The organism is Yersinia aldovae 670-83 (assembly GCF_000834395.1).
Lineage (GTDB): Bacteria > Pseudomonadota > Gammaproteobacteria > Enterobacterales > Enterobacteriaceae > Yersinia > Yersinia aldovae.
In genome coordinates this window covers 4,090,258-4,102,413 of the sequence record NZ_CP009781.1, presented here as the reverse complement: position 1 = coordinate 4,102,413, position 12,156 = coordinate 4,090,258, and the positions used below count along the sequence as shown (strand labels likewise).

Sequence of the window (12,156 nt, the reverse complement as noted above, 5' to 3'; positions counted from 1 at the left end):
GTTGTGCGACATCGTATTCTGACGCTGTTGCTGGGGTTGGCGGTGCTGGTCACCGCTGGCTGTGGCTTTAATCTGCGCGGTACCACTCAGGTGCCATCTGAACTGCAAAAACTATTGCTGGAAAGTGGCGATCCTTATGGCCCGCTGACCCGCGCGGTACGTCAACAATTACGTTTAAACAACGTCACTATTGTTGATGATCCGATGCGTAAAGACTTACCCACACTGCGGATTATCGGTTCATCCGAAAATCAGGACACCGTGTCTATCTTCCAAAACGGTGTGACGGCAGAGTATCAGTTGGTATTGCATGTGCAAGCTCAGGTATTGATTCCAGGCCATGATATTTACCCGTTGCAGGTCAATATTTTCCGCACATTCTTCGATAACCCGCTGACCGCACTGGCGAAAGATGCTGAAGCAGAGGTTCTGCGCCAAGAAATGCGTGATCAAGCGGCCCAGCAGTTAGTGCGTCAGTTGCTGGCAGTTCATGCGGCAGAAGTAAAAAATGTGCAGGAAGAGGGCGTCAAACCACTTGGTGGCAATAAGGTAAGCGGTACCGCCGCAGTTAAAGAAATTAATATCGGCAAACCCGTAGTCAGTACCCCGGCCCAATGATCCGAATTTACCCTGAACAACTTGTCACGCAGCTCCATGAGGGGCTGCGTGCTTGTTATCTGTTATGTGGCAACGAGCCATTGCTGTTACAGGAAAGTCAGGACCACATTCGCCACGTTGCGTCACAACACGATTTTAGCGAGCATTTCAGCGTTACATTGGATGCTCACACCGAATGGGACACTATCTTTAGTTTATGTCAGGCGCTGAGTTTATTTGCCAGTCGCCAGACACTGCTGCTTAACTTCCCAGAAAGTGGCTTGACCGCCCCAATGAACGAACAGTTAGTCAAATTATCCAGTTTGTTGCATCCGGATATTTTGTTGATTTTACGCGCCAACAAGCTGACCAAAGCACAGGAGAACAGTGCCTGGTTCAAAGCCCTTAGCAAGAATGGCGTATTGGTCAGTTGCCAGACGCCGGAACAGACTCAGCTTCCCCGCTGGGTAAGTGCCCGCGCCAAGCTCCTCAACCTGGAAGTCGACGATGCCGCAACACAGCTACTTTGTTACTGCTACGAAGGTAACTTGCTGGCGCTATCACAGGCATTAGAGCGGTTGTCACTGCTCTACCCTGACGGCAAACTGACGCTGCCCAGAGTGGAGCAAGCAGTCAATGACGCAGCGCATTTCACGCCTTATCACTGGCTGGATGCATTGCTGGCGGGCAAGAGCAAACGTGCATGGCATATTTTGCAACAACTGCAACTAGAAGAGAGTGAACCGGTTATTTTGCTGCGCACCCTACAGCGTGAACTGCTATTACTGCTCACACTTAAGCGCCGGATGGATCAGGTTCCATTACGATCTTTGTTTGATCAATTTAAGGTCTGGCAAAATCGTCGTCCAATGATGACTCAAGCGCTGCAACGTCTTACGCTGCAACAACTGCAACAAGCGGTTCATTTGCTAACACGAATGGAAATTCGCCTGAAACAGGATTACGGTCAATCAATCTGGCCTGAGTTAGAAACCTTATCTATGCTGATGTGTGGAAAAACATTACCTGAGAGTTTTTTTGATGCCTAATACATCCCCGACTCGCACGCTACATGCCCTGTTCGGCGGTACATTTGATCCCATCCATTACGGGCATTTAAAACCGGTTGAAGCCTTGGCTCAGCAAGTCGGTCTGAAACACATTATTTTACTGCCGAATCACGTTCCACCTCATCGCCCCCAACCGGAGGCCAATGCACAGCAGCGACTCAAGATGGTGGAATTAGCCGTCGCCGATAACCCACTGTTCAGTGTCGATGCACGCGAGCTATTACGTGATAACCCATCATTCACCATCGATACCTTAGAAAACCTACGTAAAGAACGTGGTGCCGAACTGCCCTTAGCGTTTATCATTGGGCAGGATTCATTATTGACACTGCATAAATGGCACCGTTGGCAATCACTGTTGGATGTTTGTCATTTGCTGGTCTGCGCCCGGCCCGGTTATTCACAAACGATGGAAACACCGGCGCTACAGCAGTGGCTTGACGTTCATCGCGTCTTTGGCCCGCAAGCGTTAAGCCAACGGCCACATGGCGCAATCTATCTGGCAGATACACCTTTATTGGATATTTCGGCAACCGATATTCGCCGCCGGCGACATAACGGCGAAAGCTGCGATGACCTGCTACCACGCGCGGTACAGCGATATATTGAGTTACAAGGTTTGTATCGCGGCTGAGTAACTGAGGGTTTATATCGCGATGCATTCACCCATGTTATACTCCGCCGCTAAATTTCAGGTATTCGCTGAAAAACCGTTACATTCTAACTGTTCATACCGGTAACTGTTCGCGGGATCTCCGGCAAACAATACCTATGAACGTTATATACCCAAAGAACTTGACGTTGCAGGTAGACAGCCAGCGCCCAAATTCCGATGAGCTTACATAAATTAAGTGATTCGGCTGAGAAAGCGCAGCTAACACCCCGCAACTTCCAGAACGAAGGGTATGGACAGAAATCACCCGAGGGGGAACCTTTGCAAGGTAAAGCGCTCCAAGAATTTGTTATCGACAAGCTCGATGATTTGAAAGGCCAGGACATTACCACTCTGGATGTTCAGGGTAAGTCCAGCATCACCGATTACATGATCATTTGTACCGGTACCTCAACCCGCCATGTTATGGCACTGGCAGATAATCTGGTGCAAGAATCGCGCCTCGCCGGCATGATACCGCTGGGTGTCGAAGGTCAGGGTGTCTCTGACTGGGTTGTGGTCGATTTAGGCGAAGTGATTGTGCATGTGATGCAAGAAGAAAGCCGCCGTATGTATGAACTGGAAAAGCTCTGGAGCTAAACGGTGAAACTGCAACTGGTAGCCGTCGGCACAAAAATGCCAGACTGGGTGCAGACAGGTTTTATCGATTACCTGCGCCGTTTTCCTAAAGATATGCCCTTCGAGCTGGTAGAAATTCCTGCGGGTAAACGGGGCAAAAATGCGGATATCAAACGCATTTTGGAAAAAGAAGGCGAACTGATGTTGGCAGCGGTAGGTAAGAACAACCGTATTGTCACGCTGGATATCCCAGGCACCCCCTGGGAAACCCCACAGTTGGCTCAACAATTAGAACGCTGGAAACAGGATGGCCGTGATGTCAGTCTGTTGATTGGCGGGCCGGAGGGGTTAGCCCCGGCTTGTAAAGCTGCCGCAGAGCAGAGCTGGTCGCTCTCTCCGTTGACGCTCCCCCATCCTTTAGTGCGTGTATTAGTGGCCGAGAGCCTCTATCGCGCCTGGAGTATTACGACCAATCACCCTTATCACCGGGAATAAGCGGGCGATGAATCTGAGTAAAGTGATGGCTTTTAGTGACATGCTGGCGTTGGGCAAAATGCTGTTTTTGGACAAGATGAAGTAGTTGCGGATGAAAAAAGAACCTAACCCTTTTCGCGACTATTCAGCTGAATCAGCTCTGTTTGTTCGCCGCGCCTTAGTGGCTTTTCTCGGTATCCTGCTGTTAAGCGGGATATTGGTAGCCAACATGTACAATTTGCAGATAGTGCGTTTCGACGATTACAGCACCCGCTCGAACGACAACCGTATCAAGTTGGTCCCTATCGCCCCCAGCCGTGGCATGATATTTGACCGCAACGGCACGCCTTTGGCGATGAACCGGACCATTTATCAGTTAGAGCTGATGCCGGAAAAAATTGAAGACCTTCCCGCCACCCTCAATGCACTGCGCCCGATAGTGGATCTGACGGACGAGGATATCGCTAATTTTGAAAAAGAGCGCAAACGCTCGCGCCGCTTTACCTCAATAGCGGTTAAAACGCCATTGTCTGAAGTGCAGGTTGCCCGTTTTGCAGTTAACCAATTCCGCTTCCCTGGGATTGAAGTCAAAGGCTACCAACGCCGCTTTTACCCTTATGGCTCTGCCCTGACCCACGTTATTGGCTATGTTTCCAAAATTAACGATAAAGACGTCGAACGGTTGGATAAGGAAGGCATTCTGGCCAACTATGCCGCGACTCACGATATCGGTAAGCTGGGCATTGAGCGCTATTATGAATCAGTGTTGCACGGCAAAACCGGTTATGAGGAAGTTGAAGTCAATAACCGTGGCCGGGTGATACGCCAGTTACACGAGCAACCGCCACAAGCCGGTAAAGATATTTATCTGACGCTTGATCTCCATTTGCAAACCTATATCGAAAAACTACTCAGTGGCAGCCGCGCCGCCGTGGTGGTCAATGATCCACGCACTGGTGGAATATTAGCCTTGGTGTCTAACCCAAGCTATGACCCAAACCTGTTTGTTGACGGCATATCTAACAAAGATTATCAGGGGTTACTCAACGACCCAGACCGCCCGCTGATTAACCGTGCGACTCAGGGCGTTTACCCACCCGCCTCGACGGTGAAACCCTATATTGCCGTTTCAGCGCTCAGTGCTGGGGTTATCACCAAAAACACCAGCCTGTTTGACCCCGGCTGGTGGCAATTACCCGGTTCAGAAAAGCGCTTTCGCGACTGGAAGAAATGGGGGCATGGTCGGCTGAATATCACCAAAGCACTGGAAGAATCAGCGGATACTTTCTTCTATCAGGTTGCCTATGACATGGGGATTGACCGCCTCTCTTCCTGGATGAGTAAATTCGGTTACGGTCAATATACCGGCATTGATCTGTCAGAAGAGCGCGCGGGGCTGATGCCGACCCGTGAGTGGAAGCAAAAACGTCATAAGAAACCCTGGTATCAGGGGGATACCATCCCGGTCGGTATCGGTCAGGGTTACTGGACCGCCACACCGATCCAGATGGCAAAAGCACTGATGACACTGATTAACGACGGTGCGGTCAAAACACCCCACTTGCTGCAAAGTACCCGTATTGATGGGGTATTAGTGCCTTACCAGCAGGAAGATAAAACGCAGATTGGTGATATTCACTCAGGTTATTGGGAAATCGCCAAAGATGGCATGTATGGTGTCGCTAATCGCCCGAACGGGACCGGACGTAAGTTCTTTGAAGGCACGCCGTATAAAGCCGCAGCAAAATCCGGTACGGCACAGGTTTACAGTTATGAAACCTATAATGCTCACAAAGTGGCAGAACATCTGCGTGACCACAAGTTAATGGTTGCCTTCGCGCCTTACGAGAACCCAACGGTTTCTGTCGCCATGATATTAGAAAATGGCGGTGCCGGGCCTGCGGTAGGGACCATTACCCGGCAAATCCTCGACCATATCTTATTGGGCGATAACAATACTGAACTACCGGATGCGGCTCCGCTGCCTCCTGGGGTTGAGGCGGATTAAGGCAACTCATGACTGATAATCAACAAAAAGGTTCTTTGTGGTACAAAATGCACATCGACCTGCCGTTTCTGATTTGCATCCTGGCGTTGCTAGCTTATAGCGCCTTTGTGATGTGGAGCGCCAGCGGGCAAGATATCGGTATGATGGAGCGCAAAGTAGGCCAAATTACTATCGGCCTGGTTGTCATGTTAGTGATGGCTCAGATCCCGCCACGCGTCTATGAAAGTTGGGCACCCTATCTCTATTTTGTCTGTGTGATTTTACTGGTACTGGTGGATGCATTTGGCCAGATCAGTAAAGGCGCTCAGCGCTGGCTGGATTTGGGTTTTATCCGTTTCCAACCCTCTGAAATTGCGAAAATTGCCGTTCCGCTGATGGTGGCTCGCTTTATGAACCGTGACGTCTGCCCGCCATCATTGAAAAATACCGGTATCGCGCTGATTTTGATCTTTATGCCAACCTTGCTGGTGGCCGCCCAGCCTGACCTTGGCACCTCGATTCTGATTGCCGCTTCGGGCCTGTTTGTTTTGTTCCTGTCAGGCATGAGCTGGCGTCTAATTGGCATTGCGGCAGTATTGGTGGCCGGATTCATTCCTATCCTATGGTTCTTCCTGATGCACGGTTATCAGCGGGATCGCGTGATGATGTTACTGGACCCAGAGAGTGATCCGCTCGGAGCCGGTTACCATATTATTCAGTCTAAAATTGCGATTGGTTCTGGCGGGTTATCGGGCAAAGGCTGGTTGCACGGCACCCAGTCACAACTGGAATTCTTACCGGAACGCCATACCGACTTCATCTTTGCTGTACTGGCAGAAGAACTCGGTTTGATTGGCGTACTGGTGCTATTGGGGCTTTATCTGTGTGTCATTATGCGCGGCCTGGTGATTGCCGCCCATGCACAGACCACCTTTGGCCGGGTCATGGTGGGCGGTATGATGCTGATACTCTTTGTCTATGTGTTTGTTAACATAGGAATGGTCAGTGGAATTTTACCGGTAGTTGGCGTACCTTTGCCTTTGGTCAGCTACGGAGGCTCGGCGCTGATAGTACTGATGGCCGGGTTTGGTATCGTGATGTCGATACATACTCATCGAAAAATGTTATCCAAGAATTTATAGAGGTGAGCAATGCGTAAGGAATGGCTTTGGGTCGGCATCGCAGGCGTGCTGTTGTCAGCATGTACCAGTCAGCCTCCGGCCCCCCAGCAACAAGTACAACAAACCTACAACGGCCCGGTTGAAGAGATTGGTGGAGCCGAGCCTCGCTATGAACCCTTTAATCCTAATGTTAATCAGGATTATAAAGCGAACGGCCAGTCCTACCGTATTATCAAAGATCCACAAAACTTCACTCAGGTTGGCCTTGCGGCCTGGTATGGTGAAGAAGCTAGCGGTAACGCCACGGCCACCGGCGAGATTTTTGATCCTAATGCACTGACCGCCGCTCACCCGACGCTGCCCATTCCAAGCTATGTCCGTGTCACCAACGTCAGCAATGGTCGTCAAATTGTAGTACGCGTTAATGACCGTGGCCCTTACACACCGGGCCGCGTGATTGATTTATCTAAAGCGGCCGCTGACCGCCTAAATATCTCGAATAATACCAAGGTGAAGATTGATTTTATCAATGTGGCACCTGATGGTTCGTTATCCGGCCCTGGTATGGTTGGCACCACGATCGCCAAACAGAGTTATGCCTTACCTGACCGCCCTAATCTGGCTTCCAGCGGTATGGGTACCCCTATCCAGCAGGATGCTCCAGCAATCAGCGCCCCGGTGCGCCCTATTGATAACAGTAACTTATCCGGAGCAGATGCCACTCAACCGGTAGCACCGCAGAGCAGCGGCTTCCTGCGTGCCACCACGCCGGTTCCTGCCGGTGTGCTGGAAAGCGCAGAGCCAACCGTCAGCGCGCAACCGGTCATAAGTTCCGAAGCGGTACGGCCACCGGTTGTTGCTAACCCCGGCCCCGTGACCTCATCCGTCGCCGCGACATCACCAGCCGCAGTCGCATCAGGTGGGTATGTTGTTCAAGTCGGTGCTCTGAGTGATGCACAAAGAGCGCAAAGCTGGCAGGAAAGTCTGAGTCAGCGCTTTAGCGTACCGGGTAAAGTGACCAGTAATGGCAGCGTGCATCGGGTTCAGTTAGGGCCATTTAGCAGCCGCCAGCAAGCCGTTGAATTACAGCAGCGCTTGTCGAGCGAAGCACAGCAGCAATCATTTGTTGTCGCGGCACCTTAAATATTCGCCAAGAGGCAGACATGCCTTGTAGCAATTTAAGGTTCATCAGATGAAAATAACCGTAACTCTCTGTGCAAACAGGATGTTACGGTTAAAAGCATAAACGCCACATAAATGTATAGCCAAATCAGTTGGCGTTGCAGCAAGGCTACAGCGTCAAGTCAGCAGGCTATGGTATAGTGTGGCACGTATTTAACTTACTCCCACGGATGTTGTTGTCTTGATCATGAAATATGTAACTACTTCTCGCATTATCAAGAGCCTGGCGCTCGGTACTGTTATTGTTATGAGCGCAGCTTCAGCTGCTAACGCTGATGACGTCAATTTGAAAACCATGATCCCCGGCGTGCCACAGATTGATGCGGAAGCCTACGTTCTGATTGATTACAACTCCGGTAAAGTATTGGCAGAAATGAATGCGGATGCACGCCGCAACCCAGCCAGCCTGACCAAAATGATGACCAGCTATGTTATCGGGCAGGCCATTAAAGCAGGCAAAATCGGGCCGGAAGATATGGTTACCGTGGGTAAAGATGCCTGGGCGACGGGTAACCCAGAGTTCAAAGGCTCTTCGCTGATGTTTTTGAAACCCGGCGACCGGGTGCCCGTGTCTAAACTGACTCGCGGTATCAACCTGCAATCCGGTAATGATGCCTGTGTTGCTATGGCTGATTACGTTGCTGGCAGTCAGGATTCATTCGTTAACCTGATGAATAACTACGTTAAAGCACTGGGCCTGCAAAATACCCAGTTCAAAACAGTTCACGGTTTAGATGCAGAGGGTCAGTATAGCTCTGCGCGCGATATGGCTCTGATTGGTCAGGCACTGATTCGTGATGTGCCAGATGAATATGCCATCTACAAAGAGAAAGAATTCACTTTCAATAATATCCGTCAGATGAACCGCAATGGTTTACTGTGGGATACCAGCTTAAATGTTGATGGTATTAAAACCGGCCATACTGAAGCTGCTGGCTATAATCTGGTGGCATCAGCTACCGATGGTCAAATGCGTTTAATCTCAGCCGTATTGGGTGGTCACACCTATAAAGGCCGTGAAACTGAAAGTAAAAAGCTGCTGACTTGGGGCTTCCGCTTCTTTGAAACCGTCGCACCGCTGAAAGTCGGTAAAGAGTTTGCTTCAGAACCAGTCTGGTTCGGTGACAGCGACCGGGTGCAGCTAGGTGTGGATAAAGATGCATACCTGACGATCCCACGCGGCCGAATGAAAGACCTGAAAGCCAGTTATGTGCTAAATACCCCAGAGATTCATGCTCCATTGGCGAAGAACCAGGTTGTTGGCATGATTAACTTCCAGTTAGATGGCAAAACCATCGATCAACGCCCATTAGTGGTGATGAACGAAGTTAAAGAAGGCGGGTTCTTCAGCCGCATGGTGGATTACATCAAACTGATGTTCCACCGCTGGTTCGGTTAGTCGATGAGCTTGAAAGCCACAAAATAATCCCCATATTATAAATAATGTAAAACTCCCGCTCCGGCGGGAGTTATAATTTTTATAGCCGGATACTTTTTTCGCTATCCCAGACCCCGTCCGGCAACCCTCTGTCCGTCAACACCCCAGGAGCGCACATGAAAACTAAACTGAACGAACTGCTTGAGTTCCCTTGTTCTTTTACCTACAAGGTCATGGGCATTGCTGAACCACAGTTGGTAGACCAGGTGGTAGAAGTGGTACAGCGCCATGCTCCAGGTGATTATACCCCGCAGATAAAACCGAGCAGCAAAGGCAATTTTCACTCTGTCTCCATCACCATTACAGCCATCCATATTGATCAAGTGGAAACCCTGTACAAGGAGCTAGCTGAACTTGAACTGGTGCGGATGGTACTGTAGTTCAGCCCATTTTGCCGACGCAAAATATCCGCGCTATTCACTTGGCCCGAACCGTTTATTTACGTATCGGGCCTTATTTTTAATTACCAAGTCTGATATGTAAAACATCCATCCATACTTTTCAGACAGTAAAACCGCTTTTTCAAACATCAAAACAGTAGCCCCATACCGCTGGGCTGGTATACTGACGCCACCATTTCTGTAACCAGACGATGCCTCGCTTGCAACAACATACGATCATTTTACGTCAACTGGGGTTACAGCCCTATGCTCCCGTATCTCAAGCCATGCATAATTTCACTGAGTTCCGCACTGACGCTACTCCAGATGAAATCTGGCTGGTTGAGCATCAACACGTCTTTACTCAGGGTCAGGCAGGAAAAGCCGAACATGTTCTAATGCCCGGTGATATTCCAGTTATCCAAAGTGATCGAGGCGGCCAAGTTACCTATCACGGCCCCGGCCAGCAGGTCATGTATATCATGATTGACCTCAAGCGGGCCAAGTTAGGAGTGAGGCAGTTGGTGACCGCCATTGAAAATACCGTCATCCAAACTCTGGCCCACTTCGGCATTGATTCACAGGCCCGCCCAGATGCCCCTGGCGTTTATGTCGGTCAGCAGAAAATATGTTCACTGGGATTGCGCATCCGCAGGGGCTGCTCGTTTCATGGCCTGGCGCTGAATATCGACATGGATCTGGAACCGTTCCAGCGCATCAACCCTTGCGGCTATGCGGGAATGCAGATGACGCAGGTCAGCACGCTGGTTGCGGGAACAACCGTTACCGACGTTCAACCGATATTAGCGCGTGAATTCACCCGCCAGTTGGGTTACCCAGAGGCCAAGCAGCAGGTGTGGTCGCTGACTGACTATTTATCATCTGACCCATTGTAAATTACGCAACTTAAGCTGCCAGCACCGTATCAGTCACAAGTAACAACGAAAATTGGGGGCTGAATGGGCAGGGTTAAAATGATATAATTTTTAAACAATTTTCAAATATTTTTTAACGAAAGCCACATCCCGTTGAATTTAATGAAAAATCTCAAGTTGAGAGATTCATAACTGGAACCTGCACGATTATGAGTAAACCGATTCAGATGGAACGCGGCGTTAAATACCGCGATGCAGACAAAATGGCGTTGATCCCGGTAAGAACCGTGGTAACTGAACGTCAGGAGCTGTTACGTAAACCCGAGTGGATGAAAATCAAGCTCCCTGCTGATTCCAGCCGCATTCAGGGCATTAAAGCTGCAATGCGTAAAAACGGCCTGCATTCGGTTTGCGAAGAGGCTTCATGCCCCAACCTGTCTGAATGTTTTAACCACGGTACGGCAACGTTTATGATCCTCGGCGCGATTTGTACCCGCCGTTGCCCATTCTGTGATGTGGCCCACGGTCGCCCAACGACACCCGATGCCAATGAGCCGCAAAAGCTGGCTCAGACCATTCAGGATATGGGCTTGCGCTATGTGGTTATCACCTCGGTTGACCGGGATGACCTGCGTGATGGCGGTGCTCAGCATTTTGCCGATTGCATTGCAGCAATTCGAGCCAAAAATCCAACCATTAAAATTGAAACCTTGGTGCCAGATTTTCGTGGTCGTATGGATCGCGCGCTCGAGATTCTGACCGTTACGCCGCCGGATGTGTTTAACCACAACCTGGAAAACGTGCCACGGGTTTATCGCCAGGTGCGCCCTGGTGCTAACTATGAGTGGTCACTGAAGCTACTGGAGCGTTTCAAAGAAGCCCATCCGGATATTCCGACAAAATCAGGCTTGATGGTTGGTTTGGGTGAAACTAATGCCGAAATCGTTGAGGTGATGCATGATTTGCGCCGTCATGGGGTCACGATGTTGACGCTGGGCCAATATTTGCAGCCGAGCCGCCATCACTTACCGGTGCAACGCTATGTCAGCCCGGCTGAGTTCGACGAAATGAAGGCTGAAGCAATGGCGATGGGCTTTACCCATGCCGCTTGCGGCCCGTTTGTCCGTTCCTCTTACCATGCTGACCTGCAAGCCAAAGGTTTGGAGGTCAAATAAGCACATCGGGCCTGAATGTGTATCCAGCCCAGCATTATTGAAATAATTTATTACATCTTATACGACAGACACACAAAAACGGATTTCCAATGGAGATCCGTTTTTGTTATCAACCAGGATAGGCTTGTTGATAGCTATTCTGGTGATAAGGCACAATAGCGGCTCTTACGTCGTTCTCAGGTTTGAATGCCCAGAGAGGATCAGTCCTTGTGCTCAACAGGGGGGGCCGTTTTGGTTTCAGTTGCCGTTTTAGCTTCTGACATAGCACCTGTTGAAGGCGTCTCATCATTGCCCATAGCTTTTTTGAACCCCTTCAAGGCCGCACCCAGATCTGCGCCCAATGTGCGTAATTTACTGGTGCCAAACAACAACACGATCAATATGCCGACCACCAATAATTTGGTAATGCTGATACCTTCCATACTCACCTTCTCAATTAGCTCTATTCATTAAACCGTGAATATATCCTTGTTAGTTGAAATTGCAGTGAGATGGACACCTTGGCGGCCTGGCTACAACGTCACTTACTTTGGATATAGTCAAATCATGGCCTATTTACGAATAAATTACCGATTTAAACAAATGTAATATGTAACAGATTTCGTTAGTGAACTATGATTTACACA

13 protein-coding genes are annotated in these 12,156 nt (G+C 49.8%); 12 read left to right on the top strand and 1 reads right to left on the bottom strand.

Translation table 11 applies throughout. The features are described from left to right. Positions 1 to 3: 3 nt before the first annotated feature. The 12 genes from lptE to lipA all read left to right on the top strand — a co-directional run bounded on the left by lptE (position 4) and on the right by lipA (position 11,530). The gene (gene lptE, locus AT01_RS18440) at positions 4 to 618 is read left to right on the top strand and encodes an LPS assembly lipoprotein LptE (RefSeq protein ID WP_042548174.1); all 615 of its coding nucleotides are present in this window, start codon (positions 4 to 6) and stop codon (positions 616 to 618) included. Further along, entirely contained in the window at positions 615 to 1,646 is a 1,032-nt protein-coding gene (gene holA, locus AT01_RS18435; RefSeq protein ID WP_042548173.1) for a DNA polymerase III subunit delta, read from the top strand. The genes lptE and holA overlap by 4 nt, the downstream gene beginning before the upstream one ends. Further along, positions 1,639 to 2,301, top strand: coding sequence for a nicotinate-nucleotide adenylyltransferase (nadD, locus tag AT01_RS18430; protein ID WP_042548172.1), 663 nt, complete (start codon positions 1,639 to 1,641; stop codon positions 2,299 to 2,301). The genes holA and nadD overlap by 8 nt, the downstream gene beginning before the upstream one ends. 300 nt (positions 2,302 to 2,601) lie before the next feature. Next, a complete protein-coding gene (gene rsfS / locus AT01_RS18425) occupies positions 2,602 to 2,919 on the top strand; it encodes a ribosome silencing factor (protein ID WP_042548715.1) in 318 nt (105 codons plus the stop codon). 3 nt (positions 2,920 to 2,922) lie between these two features. Further along, complete coding sequence (rlmH, locus tag AT01_RS18420; protein WP_004390602.1) at positions 2,923 to 3,393, top strand: 23S rRNA (pseudouridine(1915)-N(3))-methyltransferase RlmH; 471 nt, start codon at positions 2,923 to 2,925, stop codon at positions 3,391 to 3,393. 91 nt (positions 3,394 to 3,484) lie between these two features. Beyond that, positions 3,485 to 5,380, top strand: coding sequence for a peptidoglycan DD-transpeptidase MrdA (gene mrdA, locus AT01_RS18415; RefSeq protein ID WP_042548171.1), 1,896 nt, complete (start codon positions 3,485 to 3,487; stop codon positions 5,378 to 5,380). A gap of 8 nt (positions 5,381 to 5,388) precedes the next feature. Further along, on the top strand, positions 5,389 to 6,501 hold the full coding sequence (gene mrdB, locus AT01_RS18410) for a peptidoglycan glycosyltransferase MrdB (protein ID WP_004700805.1): 1,113 nt from the start codon (positions 5,389 to 5,391) through the stop codon (positions 6,499 to 6,501). Positions 6,502 to 6,510: 9 nt separating this feature from the next. Then, on the top strand, positions 6,511 to 7,623 hold the full coding sequence (gene rlpA, locus AT01_RS18405; RefSeq protein WP_042548170.1) for an endolytic peptidoglycan transglycosylase RlpA: 1,113 nt from the start codon (positions 6,511 to 6,513) through the stop codon (positions 7,621 to 7,623). A 226-nt stretch (positions 7,624 to 7,849) separates the two neighbouring features. Next, complete coding sequence (dacA, locus tag AT01_RS18400) at positions 7,850 to 9,061, top strand: D-alanyl-D-alanine carboxypeptidase DacA (protein ID WP_004700809.1); 1,212 nt, start codon at positions 7,850 to 7,852, stop codon at positions 9,059 to 9,061. Positions 9,062 to 9,216: 155 nt separating this feature from the next. Continuing rightward, complete coding sequence (ybeD, locus tag AT01_RS18395) at positions 9,217 to 9,480, top strand: DUF493 family protein YbeD (protein ID WP_004700811.1); 264 nt, start codon at positions 9,217 to 9,219, stop codon at positions 9,478 to 9,480. Positions 9,481 to 9,692: 212 nt separating this feature from the next. After that, positions 9,693 to 10,376 (top strand): lipoyl(octanoyl) transferase LipB, encoded by a 684-nt coding sequence (gene lipB, locus AT01_RS18390; RefSeq protein WP_042548169.1) that lies wholly within the window; start codon positions 9,693 to 9,695, stop codon positions 10,374 to 10,376. Between the two features lie 188 nt (positions 10,377 to 10,564). Beyond that, positions 10,565 to 11,530, top strand: coding sequence for a lipoyl synthase (gene lipA / locus AT01_RS18385; protein ID WP_004700815.1), 966 nt, complete (start codon positions 10,565 to 10,567; stop codon positions 11,528 to 11,530). A gap of 200 nt (positions 11,531 to 11,730) precedes the next feature. On the opposite strand, the gene tatA is transcribed toward lipA, so the two are convergent. Then, positions 11,731 to 11,952: a Sec-independent protein translocase subunit TatA gene (gene tatA, locus AT01_RS18380; RefSeq protein ID WP_004700817.1), complete on the bottom strand. Its 222-nt coding sequence runs from the start codon at positions 11,950 to 11,952 to the stop codon at positions 11,731 to 11,733. Positions 11,953 to 12,156: the final 204 nt, after the last annotated feature.